Genomic DNA, 17,856 nt, shown 5'->3' on the forward strand with positions numbered 1-17,856 from the left:
GCCGCTGAACGAGCAGCATGCCGTGCGACGCACCGCGCGGGTACTCCAGGCTCAGACAGTCGAAATACGCGTGGACCAACGCCGGGCTGACCCGCTTGATCAGCCCGCCGCGGATCACCCCGTCCCGCAGCTCCCACTCCCACTTCGTCTTGGCCCGGGCCCCGTTGACCAGCCCGTCCCGATGGCAGACCTGAGCGTGCAGACCGCACATCTCACCCGCCTGGCCCCCCCATCGCTCAGCCACCCACCACCAGCCGATCTCGCAAGGAGTTGACCTCATCCAGTAACACCGCCCGAGCGCCGTCCGGCAGTATCTGGATAGCCGACGAGCACAGCCGCTCAACGGTCAAGAACACCATCGCCGTTCTGGTCCGCGTCATGGAGCAGGCGCTCCGCGACGGCATCATCAAAGTCAACCCCGCCCGGGTCAGCGGCCGGCAGAAGCTCTACAAGCAGGCCGAGGACGAACTCCACGACCCACGGGCCCTCGCCCTGCCCGACTGGAACTCGCTCGTACAACTGGCCGACGCACTCGTAACTGCCTCCTACGACCACTACCGAGGCTGAGGCGATGTCGTACTCTTCGCCGCGAGCACCGCCACCCGCATCGCAGAAGTCTCCGGGTGCCGCGTCGGAGACATCGACACGAACCAGTGGATCTGGACAGTACGGCGCCAGACCACACCCGCGCCCGGCGGACTGACCGACAAGGGCACCAAGGGCAAGCACGCCCGGAAGGCACCCATCATCGAAGCGATCCGACCGCTCGTGGCACAGCACATCCTCTCCGCCGACCCCGACCCCGACGCACGCATGTTCACCGGCCCGCGCGCAGGACGCATCTCCACCGCGGTCCTGCGCGACGCGACCCACTGGAACGAGGTGGTCACCCAGCTGGGCTACGAGCACCTGCGCCGCCACGACCTCCACCACACCGGACTCACCCGGCTCACCGACGCCGGAGTCCCCCTCCACGTCCTGCGCAAGATCGCCGGCCATGGTTCCCTGACAACCACTCAGCGCTACCTACACCCGGACACCCACAAGATCACGGCCGCCGGCGCGGCACTCACCGCACACCTCAGCGTGCTGCGAGCCCCCCGTTCCCTCCCGGCCCGACCGTCCTCACCCGCTGACACGGTCAAGGAACGCTGGTCCCCATCTGGTCCCCAAAAAAGATCAAGGGGCGGTTTCGGATCTCTCCGAAACCGCCCCTGATCTGCGACTCTCTCGAGTCGGGACGACAGGATTTGAACCTGCGACCCCTTGACCCCCAGTGAACGAAACACTGTCCAGGGGGTCCGTGAGATCCAGGGAGAGCGAAAACGTCCAGGTCAGCGCAACAAACTCCACGTCAGTCCGTGCAGTTCGTGAGACCTGTGTGAGACGACCGTGAGACGACGAAGCCCCGGCTCGGTGCAGTTCACCGGCCGGGGCTTCGCCGCCCCTGGGGCGGTCAGTTCTGCTCGTCGTCGTCGGACTCTCCACCAACGACGGGCGGGCAGGGTTCAGCGGGGACCGTACTGATCCGTAGGCACCCGTCCGTGCCGAACAGCTCGACCAACTACGATAGATGGGCGCGGGCCGCACTGCGGCCGGGGGCCTCTCCCGTCGTCACCCGCGCCCCTCCAGGTCCGCCCACACGATCTTGCCCCAGCGCCGCTCATCCGTGCCCCAGTCGGCGGCCAGCGCCGCCACGAGGCGCAGGCCGCGCCCGACTTCTTCACTGTCATCGGCTTCGCGCTGCACCGGCCGCGCCCGGGAGAGATCCGCGACGCCGACACGTACCCGCGCAGCGCCGGGACGGTCGATGACGACCCGGATGGACTCCCGCCGGGCGTGCTGCACGGCGTTGGCCACCAGCTCGGAGACGATCAGCGCCCCGTCCTCGGCCAATGCGTCCAGCCCCCAGACGGCACAGGCGGTACGAAGCAGGCGCCGCGCGGTGGCTGCGCTCTCGGGCTGCCTCGGCAGGATCTCGCTGTACCCGGGGTGCCCGGTCTGGCGGGCCCGGGTTGTAGGTTGCGGCATGTCGGTCTGCTTCCTTCAGATCGGCCAGCCCCGGGGCCGTTCGCGCGGTCGCCGGGGCGCTTCGCGTTCAGGTAACCGGAGTGCGTGATCATGCGGAGGAGCCAACCAGGGGGCCAGGGAGGGGCCACACTAGATACGGAAGGGGGCCACCATGAGCGACATCACCGAGCGACGCCGCGAGTTCGGCGCCTACCTCGCCGGTCTGCGGCGGCACTCCGGCCGCTCGCAGCGGCAGTTCGCCGCCGTGCTGTGCGCCTTGTCCGGCGCCCAGTCGATCACACGGAATGAGGTCTCCCGGTGGGAACGCGGGGAGCGCATCCCGGACGTGTGGCTGCCCACCTTCGCCCAGGTGCTCGGTGTGCCGCTGCGTGAGCTGGAGCAGGCAGCCGCGTACGCCCGGGGGGATGCTCAGGCCCCCTTGCCCGGGGTCGCGGCCACCCTCGCGGACCTGCTGCCCGACGGGGGCGCTCTGGAGCCCCTGGCGACCCCCCGTGGCCGTCGGATCGGCGCCACCACCGTGGACGGCCTGGCGGCTCGCGTCCACGGCCTCCGGCTCGCGGACGATGTGCTGTCCGGCGGTGACCTGATCGCCCCCGCCTTCCGGGAGCTGCGCGCCGCCGTCCGCCTGTACCGCGAGTCCGAGCACTCCGAGGAGACGGGGCGCGGCCTGCTCGTGCAGATTGGGGAGTTGGGCCAGATCGCCGGATGGATCGCCTCCGACGCCGGTCGGGGTGAGGGCGCGGAGCACGCCTACCGACTCGGTCTCTCGGCCGCCCGCCAGGCCGGGGACGCGCCGCTGGTGGCACAGCTCGCGGGCAGCCTCGCCTACCACCTGACGAACAGCGGCCGGGAACGGGAGGGCCTGGAACTGGCGAAGGCAGCGGTCTCCGAGGCCGGGCCGGACGCTCCGGCCACAACCCGCGCCCTGTTCCTGGATCGCGTGGCGTGGGCGCATACGCGTGCCGGGGAGGCTCAACCGGCCCTGCGGGCGCTCGGGGAGGCCCACGCCGCCCTAGATGCCACGGACGGCCCTTACGCGCCAACGTGGGCCTACTGGGTGAACCGCGAGGAGTTGGAGGTCATGGACGCCCGGGTGTTCACCGAGCTGCGTCGCCCGCTGCGCGCGGTGCCGCTGCTCCAGGACGTGCTGGGTCGCTACGACGCCACCCACGCCCGGGAGGTCGCGCTGTACCGCTCATGGCTGGCCGTGGCGCTGGCCGACGCCAACGAGCCCGAGCAGGCTGCCGAAGAGGCCCGCCGCGTCATCGACACGTCCGGCGATCTCTCCTCAGAGCGCACGGCGGAGCGGGCCCGGACGGTCCTGCACCGGCTGAAGGGGTACGAGAACGTGCCCGAGGCGCGCGAAGTACTGGCCGACTACGGGCACTTGTTGCTTGCTTAGGGGTACGCCACTCGTCGTTTCCGGTCGGTCAAGCTAGCAAAGTGCCTTCAGCGAAGGCGTCGAGGAAAGAGGAACTTTGTCCGATCAGCAGACTCCGCTGCGCCTGTCATACGAGCCGGACGACTATTTGTGCACATGGAATATCCCCGACGGAAAGGGTGGCAGCACTGAACTCCCAGGCCAATTGGAAGTACTGCCGAACCGTACGCCAAAGGGTTCCGTGTATGGCCGCCTTCCACTAAACCGCGACGAGCCCCAAGAAGGAGTGTTCTCCTTCTCTTTCCCGCAGGTTGTAGAAGCTCCAGTCCTGTCAGGAACCTTGGCCAATGGTGGATCAGTAATCCTTCTTGACGCCCACATTACCTACTGGACCATGAACCAAGGGCACGTAACTGGCAGCGCGGCCCTCTTGAGCAAAGGTGGGGAATTCCTTGGTCGGCGCAGTCCACAAATGACGCCCGCACACGACAATGAAATCCCCCTTGTGTCGTCAATAGAATTTCAGATAACAGCACTCGACGCACTTACTGGAACTGCCCCAATCGCGAGCGTGCAGACTCCAGTAATACATCCGGACAATCCCAAGGATTTGTGGAGTGCGAATCTCGACCTGGACGCAAGAGCCGAGTGGGCGAAGGAAGGCACGGAGCTTTCCGTTGGCTACCACGGCCGAATGCGAACCGCAGACGGATTCGAATTTCGCCTTTGTTTTAGCCCGGTGGCGACGGTCACCTTTCAGCAAGGCGTATCGCTTCGGGGTGCATTTGACGAATTCATAGAACCGCTCCGACGGATCAGCTCAATCGCAACTGGTAAGCCCCAAGATCTGACGTACGTAGCAGTCAGGCTGACTGACATTGCGGGTCAATACCAGGTGTACGGCACCGGTATCACGCAGGCTCCATTTGCTAGCTCAGAAAAAGACGTTAGGAATCACCGGAGTGCCATCAGAGCTAAGGCTGACGAACTATCCCTTTTGGATCTGGTTCTCGAATGGCGCAAATATTCAGCAGAGCACCACCCTTTGGTGGAAACATACGGCTCAATGCTGCACGCACACGACCAGCACCCACGGTCGCGCTTCTTGCTGCTAATCCAAGCATTGGAAGGTCTGCACGGATACGAAACACGCAACGATTACAGCCAGCGCAGGCTTAGCCATCTATCCAAGCGAGAGCAGGTCATTGACAGCCTGAGCAGCGTAGCTGACCGCGACGTGATGCAATTCTTGAAGAAGTTCCTTTCGAAGAACCCTCCCACGAGCCTCGATGCCGTATTGAAGTCTATGACTGGCACGCTCCCTGTTGACATCATGGACCGCATCGCGGCTACCTCACTCGTCACAGAGACCATGTCCAACCCCTCAGTAAGAACACCGGCAAATGCGCTGCGCATCGTTCGAAATAACCTTGCGCACGGCACGCGAGGCTACGATGCGTTCGAACTTGATGAAGTGGTGCGCATCCTCGAATTGGCAGTACGGGCTCATTCACTGAGAATCCTGGGGTGCCCAGATGACGTAGTGAAACGAGTCTTCGAAGAATCTGATTGATCAATCGGCTCGCCTGGTTTCTCGTTACACGCAGGAAGCCGCAGCGCTCACGGGCTACGGCTTCCTGGTGTTCAGACGGTGGGGGAGTTCCGGCCGCCCCTCGGCGGCCATGCCTCGCAGAAGACCGGCCATCACCTCTGGCACGCGGGCGCGCTGCGCGGCCGTCAGCTCCAGGGCGTCCAGCGCCCGGTTCATCGCCTCGAACATGATCTTCGCCTGGACCTCGGCCAGCGTCACCAGACGCTCTTCCACACCCATGCGGGCCGCGAGATCGCACATCTTCAGCAGCCGGTCCCGTTCTTCCCCGTACAGCCGCACCCGCCCGTTCACGGCCGCGCTGTACGTGGTGTCCACGCCGGGGAACTCCCCGCCTTGGCGCTCCACTTCGGAGGTCATGCCCCACACCAGGGCTTCGGCCTCGGTCTCCTGTACCCGCTCCAGCAGCCACGCCACGTGGCCGGACGCCTGCCGGATGAGCCGGGAGACGATGACCGCCGGGGCTTCCTGCGGGCCGTCCACGTCCCCGTAGGTGCGCAGGAATTCGGCCGTGGCCTCCCGGCGCTGCGCGGCGGCCCGCACCTCTGGTGCTGCGCCACCGTGCATCCGGCACACGGTCGCCCCGGTGACCGCCATCGCCATGCCACGGCATCGGCCGCCGGACCGCGTACGGACCGTACAGCGGCCGTCCTCGGGCGTCTCCGGGCCGTTTCCGCCGCCGGTGGCCAACTGGATGCGCGCACGGGGTCCGCGCCCTCCGGACGCGCGCATGGGGTCGTTCGCGCTCATGCTGCCTCGGCTCCCTTCCGGGCGCCCTGCACGCCCGCCTGACAGCTGTTCACGCCCTGTACCGGACGGGTGCCCGCCGGGCGCTCCAGCGGCACCACGGTGGTGTCCTGGCCGTCCTCCGGCTGCGCCTCGGGGCGCCCCGCGCGGTGGGTGCCGTGCCACCACACGCTGAACATCAGCACGCCGGTCGTGGCCGCGCTCCCGGCGCAGGCGCTCAGCATCATGGACAGGTTCATGATCTTGCTCCTCAACTGTTGTTGATCTTGTTGTGCGTTCCGCCCCCCCCTTTCAGGGGGGCGGAAACGTGCACCTCGGCCGCGTGTACCGCGTGCACCTGAGCGTGTAGCTGTGACCTGCGGCTTTGCCGGGACCGTGCACCCGGCGTGCCTTGCGTGCACCTGCACGCCGAAAACGCCGCGTGTACCTGTTCGTGCACCCCTTCACGGCCCCGTACGGACGGTCAGAACAGGGCGCCGGAGGGTGCCCGGTAGACCGTGCCCGCGCCCGCCGGTCCGGTCTTCGCCTCCAACTGCCCGGCCTCCACGAGCTTGGCCAGACGGCGCCGCGCCTTCTCCTTCTGCGCTGCGCTCGGCTTCTCCGTCTCGAAGATCGCCTTCGCCGCGTCCAGGGCGGAGATCCCGCTCCGGCTCGCACCGGCCAGCGCCACGAGGTCCGCCGTGTGGTGCACGGTCGTGGTGCCGGTGGTGTGGTTGTGGAGCAGGCGGAACGGGCCCACCTCCGCGAACGGCTGCTTTAGGTGGCGCAGGCTCACGATCGGGTCGCCCGCCTCACCCCACAGCGAGATCACTGAGCCCGCGCCCGACGTGATCCACGTAGAGCCGTAGATGTCCGCGAGGGTGTTCGGCTCGGCGCCGTTCGCGCCGCGCTTCACCGTGTGGTGCAGCTCCAGCACTTGCACGCCCTCCCGCAGCGCAAACTGCCGCGCCCGGTTCCACCCGGCCCCCACCTCGTCGTCGGACAGCCCAATGGCCGCGTCTTTCAGCGAATCCACAACCACGGTGTCCGCCCCGGCTTGCTCGCACATGCGCATCAGGGTCTCGGGGTGGCGGGCGAGGTCCGCCGGGGGCGGCCCCTCCCACACCACGAGGCGTTCGCTCAACCGGTGCGGGTCGTCCCCGGCGAAGATGCGCGCCCCTGCCCGCCGGGCCTGCGCCGGGCGGTCCATCGCGAGCAGGAGGACCCGCTTGCCGGGCGCCACCGGGAACCCGAGCACCGTCGGCTGAAGGCCGATGCGCGCCCGGCTGATCTGGTGCGCGAGCGTCGTCTTGCCCACGCCCTACGGGGCCCCGATCAGCAGTGCCTCACCTTCGGCCCACAGGATCTCTTCGCCGTGTCCCCACACTGCCGGAGGTACCTCGGGGACGTTGTGGAAGAACGCCCCGCCGGGCTGGAGCAACTGCACCACGGCAGCCACCTTGGCCTGCTTGTGCTGCCGGGTCTCGGTGTCCCAGATGGACCGCATCGTCTTCAGCAGGTCCGCTTCCCTGATCGGGTCGGCGGACGCGGCGTTCGCGGCGCGCACCATGTCCGAGTACCAGGACCACCCGCGCAGCGGGGCGAACTTCCAGGCGTCGCCCGCGTAGTGCCCGGCCACGGCGGCCAGCCAGTCGTTCCCGCGCGCCGGGTCGTCGGCCGGAAGGGACAGCAGGTCGGAGAGCTGAGACCCCGACGGCCGGCCAGCTACCACGCTGCTACCCGTACCGGGCTGCGCTGAGCGGGCCAGCTCCGCCACCCAGCCGGGCAGCGGCGCCGGTTCGGCGTCGTGGACGACCGTGTAAACGTCGTCCGTCTTGGACCCCGGCACCATCACGTAGGCACGCGGACCCGTCTTGAAGTCCACGGCCTCCCCGGGCGCGTTCGAGTAGCCGTCCGTCTTCCCGCCGGTCTCTCCCTCGGGGAGCCGGAAGACCATCTGGAGGCCCCCGCGCCCCGTCCGGTACGAGAGCGTCTTGGGCATGTCCCGGTCGGCGCTCAGGAACGAGGGCGAGGTGAAGCGGTTCCTGGAGGGCATTCAGGGACACCGGTCCTACGCCCCCATGCTGCTCGCCCTGATCGCGGAGCGTCCGGCGGAAGTGTGCGGCGCCCGCTGGAGCCCGGACGTGGACCTGACGGCCGGGACGATCGCCGTCGGCACCAACACGCGGACGATCGTCTACGACCGCACCCAGGAGAGGGGGTAGCGGAACAAGGTCGTGGAGAAGGGGGCGAAGACCGAGGCCGGGAAGCGCACGCTGCCGCTGCCGAAGCCGGTCCTGCGGGCGCTGAAGGCGTTCCGCGCCCGCAGGCAGCGAAGAAGCTGGCCGCCGGGGAGGCGTACGAGGACAGCGGGTACGTCCTCGTGGACGGCCTCGGTCGGCCGTGGAAGACGGACAAGCTCCGGCGTGAGGCGCACAAGCTGATGGCCACCACGGGTGTACGGAAGGTGCGATTGTACGACGCGCGGCACGCCTGCCTGTCGTGGATGGCGAACAACGGGGTGCCGGACACGGTGGTCTCCGCGTGGGCCGGTCACTCGGACCTCGGGTTCCTGAAGCGGACCTACGTGCACCCCGACCCGCAGTCGCTCAGGGCGGGTTCGGAGAAGCTGGCCGAACTGCTCGGCTGACCTTGATCAACAGCGTTTGTGAGAAATTGTGAGACGACGCCCCTGGAAACGATCAAGGGCCCTGTCGAAACAGGGCCCTGACCTTGTACTTCACCGTCGGGACGACAGGATTTGAACCTGCGACCCCCTTGACCCCCAGGAGTAAGGGTCAGGGGTATTTTCTGGATATTACAGACTTAATCCGGGCGTATATCGTGCACGTAACGGCCCGTCGTGCACCATCGCGCATGCCGTGTGGTCCCCAACTCACGTCCGGGCCCAGCCTCATGCCTCGCAGCGGCCGTGCGCGCTGTCCGAGTCGGTGTGTAGCAAGCGTCGAGCCCCACCCAGGAACGCCTAGCCCGGGTTCAGGCACGGTCTCCGTGGCCGTGCAGGAGGTAGTGGGAGTCGCCCGGGTGGCGCTGGACCCGGGCCTGTCGCCAGGCGGCGTCGAACGACAGCTGCTGGGGAGGCGAGGCGTGTGCGCGGGCGCGGCGCATCAGGAGCAGCGCACGCCAGCTGGTTCGCGGGGACAGAAGGAGACGCCACAACGTCGTGTGCCGGGCGCTCACGATGCGTCCGTGGCAGCGGGCCTGGTCTCACTGGTCGCCAGCGGCGGTGTCAGCAGGGCTTCGACCTGGTCGGCATGACCGGGCTTCCGGGCGGCGCGCATCCCGTTGGCCAGGAGTATCACCAGCAGTCGCTTCTGTTCCTCCTTGGGGAACTCGGCGAGGAAATCTCGCAGGATGGTCAGGAGTTGCCGCTCCATGGGTTCGTCGTGATCCTTCGGGTAGCCGCGCAGCCGTCGTGCGAGCGCTTCCAGCTCCGCGTCAGCGGGCGGCTGGGTGATCTGGGCATCGGGCTGCTGGAGCCATCGAGCCAGGAGGGCTGCCGGGTGGGCGAGTTCCTGGGCGAGGGCTTCCGCGCGCTGCCTCGTGAGGGTGTCTGTGGCCGCCTGAGCGCGTATGGCAGTGAGCAGTTCCTTCACCGCGGCACGGTCCTCGTCCGCGAGTTCGAGCTGGACCGAGGCGGTGACGGTGGCACCGTCCGGAAGACCGAGTTCCTGAGGTTGGCGCAATTGCCGTGCGCAGGCGTCCTGTGCGGCGGGGAGGTCGATCGGGTCCTGGTCGCGTACTGCAGCTGCCGCCGTGGTACGCAGGGCGGTGCGGACACGGTCGGCGATCTCGTCCGGGTCGTAGGAGCCTGAGGGCTCCGGTGCCAGGGTCCCTTGGATGGTGGCGGTGTAGTAAATGCCGGGTCGGCTGCTGCGCAACACTGCGGAGAAGGCGTCGATCTCCCGATGGAGTCGCTTACGGCGGGCCCGTTTGAAGCCGTGCCTCATGTCGCGTCCTCCGTCCCGATGCGAGGGGCGGAATCGTCTTCGGAGGCAATTGCGGGGCCCAGCGGCGTCTGGATCTGGCCGCCGGGCGGCGTCGGCCGGGGGTCGTTCCATCGCAGGATTAGGCGCTCGCGCAGGTCGACGACCGACTGTGAGGTGTATCCCGTGCCGGCCCGTCCGGCGATGAAGGTGGACAGCGGACCGGTCATCCAGTGCTCGCGGATGACGCGGTTGAGTACCTCGACCACTGCGTCAGCGTCGAGAACGCCGTCGGCCACGGCTTCGGCCCAGGCGGTGAGGACCTCCTCGCACCATGCTTCCAGCGTCGGCCCGGACAGGGCGGCGGACCATCCCTGCACCAGCTCGTCGGCTGTGTCTGAGTGCTCCAGGGCGTTGGCCAGCAGCAGGATCGCGGCAGGGTGCTCGGCGGAGGGACGGAGCAGAGACAGGACTGCGCGGCGTGCCGCAAGATGGTTGCGATCGTCCGGCTGCTTGTATTCGGTCAGCCATTTGTTGACCGTGTCCCACACGCGCGGCAGCAGCCGGAGGTCCGAGCCCATGGCGCGCAGGACCTCTTCCGCCAGGGATACGGCGCTGTCGTGTTCGCCACGGCCCAGGACCCAGCGCAGGCAGGTGAGCGCCTGGCGGGGGTATTCCTTGGAGAAGGGCCCCTGGCACACCACCGCGGCCACGGTGGCGTTGGCCCGGGATTCCTGGCCAGCCCAGGATCGCAGTTTCGTACGGGCTTCCGGCCCGAGGGCGGGGTCCCTGGCGACGCGCGCGAGCAGACGGGCGGCGCCGTCCTGCCCGGCGTCGCTCGCGGTGGCCCATGACTGGGCGACGTCCAGGGGACGCAGATCGCTTTCGTCGACGGCGAGTTGGGCGAGCAGATCTGCGATCTGCGGGATCCGTCCGGCACCGAGCCCCTTGGGGGCGGTGAGCTGCTTGACCCACTGGATCAGGCTGGGCTGGATGTCGCTGAGCTGGCGCCAGAAGTGCCGCAGTACCGCGGCCGGGTATCCGGGCAGGTGGCTGAAGGAGACGCGCTGCCCGTCACTCTTCGCCTGGACCGCCTCCAACCGGGTGACGAGGTCACGGCCCGTGAGGATGTCCCGGATGTCGCGCGTCTTCTGGTCCCTGAGCAGCAGACGCGCCCCGGCCAGCACTTCGGCGGGGCTGAGTCCTTCAAGCATGATGGCCGCCAGCAGCAACGCCCGATCATCCGCGCTGTCCTGTGTCTCGCGAAAGACGGTGCTGACTCGTTCACGCCAGCGCAGTACGAGGTCGCGGGCGTCCTTGACCGTGCCGCCCGATTCACTGATGCGGCTGAGTTCACGGGCGAGTGCCGCGGCGTCGCCCGGATGCATGTCGGCGCGAAGAAGATCATCGAGCGGGGCTCGACGGTCCTCACCGTCGCTCTCCTCGCCCCGCCTGTCGACGTCCCGGACACTTTCCTGCAACCATCCCCGGCGTGCGACCCACGGATAGATCTGCTCAATGTGGCGCCGCGCGATCCGGTCCCCCGGGGGTGCGTGGACGGCGCGAACGACGGTGCGCCCCAGGACCGGGTCGTTCTCGGGCCAGCCGCGCTCACCCGCCACCACGACAAGGTAAGAACCTCTTTTCCGCAGGATCTCGGCGTGCCCGAGGAACTTCCTGGCCGTGACGTCCGGCTTCTCCCAGCGCATGCTCTCGCCCGAAACGTCAAGCAGGTACCCCCGGCCATGCTCGGCGGGGAGCAAGAACTTGTCTTTCTCAACCGATTCCCAGTCCGGCAATACGTGCTCAAGGCGCAGCCGTAGCCTGGGCCCGCTGTTGCCGGGCAGGACGGGCCGCAGCTCAGACAAAGCGCGCAGTCCCGCTGCGGTCTTGCCCGTCCCGGGCGGGCCGGCGATCACGACTACGCGCTCGTCCAGGCCGAGCATCGCCAGCACTTCCGGGGCGGTCGCGATCTCCTTGCCCTCGCCGCTCTCGGTAACCCAGGCACGGCGGACCGCGTCGATCTCCGCCGGTGGCACGGGCTCGGTGGGCAAAGGCTCCTGCTGGTGCAGGTTGATGTCCCGCCCAGCTTGCAGCAGAGTCGAGTAGGTGTTGTTGGCGGCGTGAATCCCTCCGTGGGACACACGATTGTCGGGCGGCAGAGTGGACGAGGTCACGGCCCGTTCACGCCCTCGGATTGCGTGGCGGCACCCCGTAGTTGATGCCCCCACTGCCCGCGTCCAGGTTGCCCAACGCCTGCACGATCTGGCTGTTGGTGTTGTTCTGCGCGGTCAACATCGGGGCGCCCTCCGGCGGTACGTCGTCCTGCGGGGCGGGCAGGAGCACCGCCAGTTCCTCACCCATGTCGGGATAGCGGTCCAGATAGGCAGCGAGCTGCAGGACGAGCCGCTGCTCCAGCCGGCTGCGCAGATCGTCGCGGTTTTCCTCTGCCGCCTCGGCGAGGGTCTGCTCCGCCGCATCCAGCAGCTCCAACTGCCGCTCCACAGACGACTCCCCGTCCCGCCTGAAGAACCGCGCCAGGGCTCCGCGCAACGACAACCAGCCGCCCCTGGCCATCTCCGCCACCACGGCACTCGCCGCTGGCACAGCCACGGCCATCACGTCCAGTTCCGAAGCCACCATTCCCCCTCGTCATACGTCGTCGTTCCACAGCCAGAGGACAGTCTGCGATCACTCATGCACACAGAGCAGCGAGATGAGGAAGCATGACGGAAACGGATAGGGCCGCATGCATCGCAGCACATCGCACACATTGCCCGGAATAAGTCACTTCATTGGGCGCCAAACTGGCTGCCCTGCTTGTGAACAGTGCCGCCGGTCAGGAGTTCGACACGTATCCAGCCAGCTCGGTGTGTGCTGTGCGAAGCTGGGGTTGGTATGCGGCAATCGGCAGGATGGCCGAATTCGGGCTCTCGTTGCCCCGCGGTAGGCGATGGTCAGCGTTTTGCACTCCTGGACGAACCTCGACCAGGGCGATGCACACGGTTGGGTCCATCGATCTGCCAGCCTTCGACGCCGGCACCGGGTAGATCTTCTGGCGGCGGAGATAGAGTCGACGCTCCGGGTGACACAGATCGAGGAGCGGCCTGTGAACGAGAACTCGTCAGCGCGCTCGGACGCGGGTGGTAGCGCTGGAGCTGGCGGCTTTGACTTCCAGGACCGCGTCGCTGCATGGTTCGCCGTCGCCACCCTCGCCAGCGAGGCCGCAGCACCGGTGCAGGGCCTGTGGACTGGCGCGGTCGAGCAGGTCGCGTGCGAGACCGGCGAGCCTGTCGACGACTGCAGGGTACACACCACCGATGGCATCACCCTGGCGCTCCAAGCCAAACGATCAATCACCTTGGGCACCACGAAGACCACCGAACTAGCGAAGACCGTAAGGCAGTTCGTTGCTCAGTACCTGCTACCTGAGCACGATGATGACCGCCTTGTCCTCGTGACAACTTCAGAGGCTTCCGGGGCAGTCAGGAACGACCTTGAACAGGCTCTCCAGCGGCTGAGGGGCAGCCCGGTCGGCTCCGACATCCCCGCTCTTCGGCTCAACGCAAGACAGGTGTCCGCGTACAAGGCGTTCACTGCTCATGCGGCAAGGGAGTGGGAACAGCAGCGCGACACAGCGCCTTCTGCTTCTGAGCTGGAAGGCTTCCTGAGTGGCTGTTGTCGTTCCGATCTTGAGGGTGGCTGGTCGAACGAGAGTCTCGATCGGGTGAGTCCGGCGGCCGCCGGGCATGAAAGCAGGGCCTCTTGGTAGCTCAAAGGGTGTCTACGCCAACGAGCGACCCAGGAGGCCCTGTTGTCGCATTTCTACGGCATCGCGGGATCGGGGTCCACTTCGGCCACTCTCGCGTGTGGATGCCTGGCTCACAGGTTCGGGAACGCCGGCGACCACGGGGTGCGCGAGCGCCGCTACCCGACCGACATGTCGGACGCCGAGTGGGCCGTGGCCAGGCCGCTGCTGCCGGTGCCGGGCTGGCTACGGGGGCGGGGCGGCCAGCCGGAGGCGTATTGCCATCGCGCGATACTGGACGCGATCCGCTACCTCGTCGACAACGGAACGAAGTGGCGGGCCATCCCGGTCGACTTCCCGCCCTGGGACCGGGTTTACGCGTTCTTCCGGCGCTGGCGTGGCCACGGCCTGGTCCGCGAGTTCCACGACCGGCTCCGCCGCAAGGTCCGCGAGCAGGCCGGGCGGGATCCGGAGCCGAGCGCCGGGGTGATCGACTCCCAGTCGGTCAAGGCGGACGCGGTAGCCAGCCCCGGGCGACCAGCCGCTTCGCCTTCGAGCGCAGTGCCTCGATCTTCGCGGGCACCGGATCCAGGCCAAAGCAGGCGGCCATCTCCTGGCACGTCAAAGGTCCTTGACCGAGCCGGCTCCGGTCCGCGAGAACTTGCAGCATCCGCTGGTAGTCCACCGACAGCGCCGACCAGACCAGGCCCGGACGCCACATAGGAACCATCGATTTCGGCTTCGCCGCCCCCGAAGGCCCGGACCCTGTCGGTGACTGACTGCGATCCGCCAGGTCCTCGCGGGCATCGAGGCCGGCATCGTCGTCGCCCGGGGCCAGGACCTCGCCGACGCGCGAGCGGGCGATGACCCACTCGTTCCACTCCTGCTCAACCACGGCCATCTCGGCCTGGAGTTGGTCGGCCTCCTCCCGCAGTTCGTCCAGGCGACGGCGAGCGATTAGCTCACGCTGTTCCAGCAGCCCCACGACTGACGGCATCCCCGACCTGCACCAGAGCGACGACTCAACACATCACCACTCCCCGACACCGCCGACCCTATTCCTGACCAGCGGAAACGCATCCCTCAAGGCCGGAAAGACAACAGCCACTTAGGCAAGTTCTGGCTGCGGAGGGTGTCGGCGGACGTATCCGCTAGTGTCGAGGACAGGCAGACACTGTGATCCAGGAGGAGCGATGTACTACAGCGGGTTGGGGCTCGACCGTGTCGTTGATCGGCGGGGAGACTCGGACTGGATCGAGGCACTGCTGACCAGGGCCAGTACCCAGGTCATTCCCCTGTGGCAGGACCAGTGCCTGGTGCGAAACGAAACGCCGTTGCGGCTGCCCTTGGCCCAGGCGAGGGACATCCTCGTCGCGGCCGGCGACCGGGTGCTGCTCGGCCTCGAAGGCGAGAGGGCGGTGTTCGCGGCTGATGTGTCCGGGCTCGAACGGGAGAGCGCCGTCGAGCTGGCCGGCGCGGACAGGATGCTGGACGTGCGGGCGATGGTCCCCACCATCACGCCGGACGAAGCGGGTCTGCTGGCGTACGCGCGGGGAATTCTGCACTGGAACCGCAATCAGCGGTTTTGTGGCGCCTGCGGGGGCCCGGCCCGGTCCTGCAATGGTGGCCACCTGCGGACCTGCCAGAACTGTGGGAAGCTGCTGTTCCCGCGGATCGAACCGGCCGTGATCGTGCTAGTCGAGCTTCCGGGCACGCCCCGGCGCTGCCTGCTCGGCCGCCATGCGGCATCCGGCCCGAACCGCTTCAGCACACTGGCCGGGTTCGTCGAGATTGGCGAGAGCTTCGAGGACACGGTGCGCCGCGAGGTGCGGGAGGAAGCCGGCGTCACCGTGGGTGCGGTGACCTACCAGGGTTCCCAGGGGTGGCCGTTCCCGGCCGGGGTGATGATCGGGTTTCGCGCCGAGGCCGTTTCCGATGCGATCGATGTGGACAACGTGGAAGTGGTGGAGGCACGCTGGTTCACGGCCGCGGAACTGCGCGCGCGGCTGGCGGACGCTGCTCTCGGCGGCCCGTACCGGGTCGATTCGATTGGCAAGGCGCTCATCGACCAGTGGCTGGCCGACACAGACTGAACCGATGCGGTGCGAAGAAAAATTTTACGCTGCTTCGCTCATCTTCTGCTTCAACTCGGCCACCGCCTGCGTCCGTCGGCTGGCCGACGGCCACCCGGCCGCATACCAAGCCCAGTCGGACCAGTCGCTTCGGCTCCTTACTTCACTCGAACGGGTATCCGAGTGGTGATGAAAGGCTGGCTGGTGTGCCGCCTCGCGGGACTGGGCCGAGTATCGCGGCGTGGGACCCAGGTGACGAGCTCCCCGCACGACACGCCTGGGTCTTCCACAGCGCATCGGCTGCAAGGCGGGCGGACCGGAACCCTTGGCCCGCAACTGAACACGCCTCTGAAACACTGAGTGTTGGGTGCCCGTTCAGTTCCAGTGAGGCAGCCTCAAGCCTTGCTCCAGTTGCGCACGGGATCCCAGCCTGTGGGTTGTTCACTCTCGGGTCCACGCCAGGGGCAGCCGGCCTGGATCCAAGCCTCTCGCGCGGCGCACCACGCCTGCGTTCGTGGCGTCCTCGTAGCCGAACTCGCTGAAGCAGCAGGCGCAGATGTCGAACAAGGGCGTCAAGCCGTCGGAACCCCAAGGTTCGTAGCCCTGATCGAGCCCGCACACTGGGCAGTTGGTCCCTGGCCTCGGCGTCTTCGTCACGGGTCGATGCTACAGACGGGTCGACCTGCGGAGCGCCCCTGGACGCCTTCCCCTACCCGCAACCCTTTCGGACTTGGTGTCGGTCGCTGGTCCGCTGTCCGGTGGGATCAGTCGAGCGGTGATCCCGATCGAGTGACCCTGGCGGCCGCCGGGCATGAAAGCAGGGCCTCTTGGTAGCTCAAAGGGTGTCTACGCCAACGAGCGACCCAGGAGGCCCTGTTGTCGCATTTCTACGGCATCGCGGGATCGGGGTCCACTTCGGCCACTCTCGCGTGTGGATGCCTGGCTCACAGGTTCGGGAACGCCGGCGACCACGGGGTGCGCGAGCGCCGCTACCCGACCGACATGTCGGACGCCGAGTGGGCCGTGGCCAGGCCGCTGCTGCCGGTGCCGGGCTGGCTACGGGGGCGGGGCGGCCAGCCGGAGGCGTATTGCCATCGCGCGATACTGGACGCGATCCGCTACCTCGTCGACAACGGAACGAAGTGGCGGGCCATCCCGGTCGACTTCCCGCCCTGGGACCGGGTTTACGCGTTCTTCCGGCGCTGGCGTGGCCACGGCCTGGTCCGCGAGTTCCACGACCGGCTCCGCCGCAAGGTCCGCGAGCAGGCCGGGCGGGATCCGGAGCCGAGCGCCGGGGTGATCGACTCCCAGTCGGTCAAGGCGGACGCGGTGGTCGGATCCGACAGCCGCGGCTTCGACGGCGGCAAGCTGATCAACGGCCGCAAGCGGCACGCCGTGGTCGACACCCTCGGCCTGCTGCTCGCGGTCATGGTCACCGCCGCTGATGTCGGCGACCGCGCCGCCGCCCAGGTGCTGCTCGCTCAGGTCGCGGCCGCGCACCACCTGCTGGCCCTGGTCTGGGCCGACGGCGGCTACACCGGCAGCCTCGTCGAGTACAGCCTCGCCGTCCTCGCCGTGGTCCTGGCCATCGTCAAGCGCAGCGACGACATGCGCGGCTTCGTGGTGTTGCCGAAAAGGTGGATCGTGGAGAGGTTCTTCGCCCACCTGATGCGAAGCCGTCGTCTCGTGCGCGACTTCGAGCGCTCCACGGCCAGCGCGGAGGCGATGGTCTACTGGTCGATGACGATGCTCATGACGCGCCGCCTTGCCCGGCCACGTCCTTCGCGAGCGTGAACCGGCCCGGCGCCAACTCGACCAGCCAGCCCCGGGCCACCAGCCGCTTCGCCTTCGACCGCAGGGCCTCCACCTTCCCCGGCACGGGGTCCAGGCCGAAGCAGGCGGCCATCTCCTGGCACGTCAGCGGTCCTTGACCGAGCCGGTTTCGGTCCGCGAGAGCTTGCAGGATGCGCTGGTAGTCCACCGACAGCGCCGACCAGGCCAGTCCCGCACGCCACATCGGCACCACGGACTTCGGCTTCGCCGCGTCCGCTGGCTCGGAGCGAACCGGCTGCCCGTCCGGATGGCGCGGGTCCTCGGACGCGACGGCGTCGTCATCCGGGGCCAGCACCTCGCCGACCCGTGAGCGGGCGATGACCCACTCGTTCCACTCCCGCTCGGCCACGTCCAGCTCGGCGTGGATGCGGTCGGCCTCCTCCCGCAGTTCGTCCACACGGCGGCGAGCAGTGAGCTCACGCTGTTCCAGCAGCCCCACGACTGACGGCATCCCCGACCTCCACCCGAGCGACGACACGACACGTAACCACTGCCACGGAGCCGCCGAC

20 protein-coding genes and 1 pseudogene are annotated in these 17,856 nt (G+C 67.9%); 10 read left to right on the forward strand and 11 right to left on the reverse strand.

Going from position 1 to position 17,856, the window contains the following annotated elements:
• The first annotated feature begins 270 nt into the window (after positions 1–270).
• Positions 271–567, forward strand: coding sequence for a hypothetical protein (locus tag AB0N90_RS29810; RefSeq protein ID WP_365201896.1), 297 nt, complete (start codon positions 271–273; stop codon positions 565–567).
• 39 nt (positions 568–606) lie between these two features.
• The gene (locus AB0N90_RS29815; RefSeq protein WP_365202102.1) at positions 607–1,218 is read left to right on the forward strand and encodes a tyrosine-type recombinase/integrase; all 612 of its coding nucleotides are present in this window, start codon (positions 607–609) and stop codon (positions 1,216–1,218) included.
• Between the two features lie 396 nt (positions 1,219–1,614).
• Here the strand turns inward: AB0N90_RS29815 and AB0N90_RS29820 are convergent, their stop codons facing one another.
• On the reverse strand, positions 1,615–2,031 hold the full coding sequence (locus AB0N90_RS29820) for an ATP-binding protein (RefSeq protein ID WP_365201897.1): 417 nt from the start codon (positions 2,029–2,031) through the stop codon (positions 1,615–1,617).
• Between the two features lie 151 nt (positions 2,032–2,182).
• Here AB0N90_RS29820 and AB0N90_RS29825 point away from each other — a divergent pair, with 151 nt between their 5' ends.
• Complete coding sequence (locus AB0N90_RS29825; RefSeq protein ID WP_365201898.1) at positions 2,183–3,433, forward strand: helix-turn-helix transcriptional regulator; 1,251 nt, start codon at positions 2,183–2,185, stop codon at positions 3,431–3,433.
• Between the two features lie 76 nt (positions 3,434–3,509).
• A complete protein-coding gene (locus AB0N90_RS29830) occupies positions 3,510–4,985 on the forward strand; it encodes a HEPN domain-containing protein (RefSeq protein WP_365201900.1) in 1,476 nt (491 codons plus the stop codon).
• 54 nt (positions 4,986–5,039) lie between these two features.
• Here the strand turns inward: AB0N90_RS29830 and AB0N90_RS29835 are convergent, their stop codons facing one another.
• The 4 genes from AB0N90_RS29835 to AB0N90_RS29850 all read right to left on the reverse strand — a co-directional run bounded on the left by AB0N90_RS29835 (position 5,040) and on the right by AB0N90_RS29850 (position 7,749).
• Positions 5,040–5,771 (reverse strand): hypothetical protein, encoded by a 732-nt coding sequence (locus AB0N90_RS29835; protein WP_365201901.1) that lies wholly within the window; start codon positions 5,769–5,771, stop codon positions 5,040–5,042.
• On the reverse strand, positions 5,768–6,007 hold the full coding sequence (locus AB0N90_RS29840; RefSeq protein ID WP_365201903.1) for a hypothetical protein: 240 nt from the start codon (positions 6,005–6,007) through the stop codon (positions 5,768–5,770). Before AB0N90_RS29840 ends, AB0N90_RS29835 begins: the two co-directional genes overlap by 4 nt.
• Before the next feature lie 224 nt (positions 6,008–6,231).
• Positions 6,232–7,065 carry an AAA family ATPase gene (locus AB0N90_RS29845; RefSeq protein WP_365201904.1) on the reverse strand — a complete coding sequence of 278 codons (834 nt, stop codon included), beginning with the start codon at positions 7,063–7,065 and terminating at the stop codon, positions 6,232–6,234.
• A 3-nt stretch (positions 7,066–7,068) separates the two neighbouring features.
• Positions 7,069–7,749, reverse strand: a complete 681-nt coding sequence (locus tag AB0N90_RS29850) for a hypothetical protein (protein WP_365201906.1) — start codon at positions 7,747–7,749, stop codon at positions 7,069–7,071.
• Here AB0N90_RS29850 and AB0N90_RS29855 point away from each other — a divergent pair.
• Both AB0N90_RS29855 and AB0N90_RS29860 read left to right on the forward strand, forming a co-directional pair.
• Positions 7,748–7,972, forward strand: a complete 225-nt coding sequence (locus AB0N90_RS29855) for a hypothetical protein (RefSeq protein WP_365201908.1) — start codon at positions 7,748–7,750, stop codon at positions 7,970–7,972. The two genes, AB0N90_RS29850 and AB0N90_RS29855, sit on opposite strands and share 2 nt — an antisense overlap.
• Before the next feature lie 158 nt (positions 7,973–8,130).
• Positions 8,131–8,397: a tyrosine-type recombinase/integrase gene (locus AB0N90_RS29860; RefSeq protein ID WP_365201910.1), complete on the forward strand. Its 267-nt coding sequence runs from the start codon at positions 8,131–8,133 to the stop codon at positions 8,395–8,397.
• A 347-nt stretch (positions 8,398–8,744) separates the two neighbouring features.
• Here the strand turns inward: AB0N90_RS29860 and AB0N90_RS29865 are convergent, their stop codons facing one another.
• From AB0N90_RS29865 to AB0N90_RS29880, 4 genes are read right to left on the reverse strand one after another with little or no spacing between them, the layout of a single operon-like run.
• Complete coding sequence (locus AB0N90_RS29865) at positions 8,745–8,948, reverse strand: hypothetical protein (RefSeq protein ID WP_145490525.1); 204 nt, start codon at positions 8,946–8,948, stop codon at positions 8,745–8,747.
• Positions 8,945–9,718 (reverse strand): hypothetical protein, encoded by a 774-nt coding sequence (locus tag AB0N90_RS29870; RefSeq protein WP_365201912.1) that lies wholly within the window; start codon positions 9,716–9,718, stop codon positions 8,945–8,947. Before AB0N90_RS29870 ends, AB0N90_RS29865 begins: the two co-directional genes overlap by 4 nt.
• Positions 9,715–11,871 (reverse strand): hypothetical protein, encoded by a 2,157-nt coding sequence (locus AB0N90_RS29875; protein ID WP_365201914.1) that lies wholly within the window; start codon positions 11,869–11,871, stop codon positions 9,715–9,717. Before AB0N90_RS29875 ends, AB0N90_RS29870 begins: the two co-directional genes overlap by 4 nt.
• A 7-nt stretch (positions 11,872–11,878) precedes the next feature.
• Positions 11,879–12,334 (reverse strand): hypothetical protein, encoded by a 456-nt coding sequence (locus tag AB0N90_RS29880; protein ID WP_365201916.1) that lies wholly within the window; start codon positions 12,332–12,334, stop codon positions 11,879–11,881.
• Between the two features lie 469 nt (positions 12,335–12,803).
• Between AB0N90_RS29880 and AB0N90_RS29885 the strand changes: the two genes are divergently transcribed.
• On the forward strand, positions 12,804–13,466 hold the full coding sequence (locus AB0N90_RS29885) for a hypothetical protein (RefSeq protein ID WP_365201917.1): 663 nt from the start codon (positions 12,804–12,806) through the stop codon (positions 13,464–13,466).
• A gap of 168 nt (positions 13,467–13,634) precedes the next feature.
• Positions 13,635–13,808, forward strand: a pseudogene (locus AB0N90_RS29890) (transposase); the annotation flags it as partial.
• A gap of 139 nt (positions 13,809–13,947) precedes the next feature.
• Here the strand turns inward: AB0N90_RS29890 and AB0N90_RS29895 are convergent.
• Positions 13,948–14,439 (reverse strand): hypothetical protein, encoded by a 492-nt coding sequence (locus tag AB0N90_RS29895; protein WP_365201919.1) that lies wholly within the window; start codon positions 14,437–14,439, stop codon positions 13,948–13,950.
• A 196-nt stretch (positions 14,440–14,635) separates the two neighbouring features.
• Between AB0N90_RS29895 and nudC the strand changes: the two genes are divergently transcribed.
• Positions 14,636–15,535, forward strand: coding sequence for an NAD(+) diphosphatase (gene nudC, locus AB0N90_RS29900; RefSeq protein ID WP_266301112.1), 900 nt, complete (start codon positions 14,636–14,638; stop codon positions 15,533–15,535).
• Between the two features lie 981 nt (positions 15,536–16,516).
• A complete protein-coding gene (locus AB0N90_RS29905) occupies positions 16,517–17,308 on the forward strand; it encodes an IS5 family transposase (protein WP_365201920.1) in 792 nt (263 codons plus the stop codon).
• On the opposite strand, the gene AB0N90_RS29910 is transcribed toward AB0N90_RS29905, so the two are convergent.
• Complete coding sequence (locus tag AB0N90_RS29910; RefSeq protein WP_365201921.1) at positions 17,265–17,798, reverse strand: hypothetical protein; 534 nt, start codon at positions 17,796–17,798, stop codon at positions 17,265–17,267. The genes AB0N90_RS29905 and AB0N90_RS29910 overlap by 44 nt on opposite strands.
• Positions 17,799–17,856 lie beyond the last annotated feature (58 nt).

Origin of the sequence: Streptomyces sp. NPDC093018 (assembly GCF_040684035.1) — a bacterium.
Taxonomy (GTDB): Bacteria; Actinomycetota; Actinomycetes; order Streptomycetales; family Streptomycetaceae; genus Streptomyces; species Streptomyces murinus.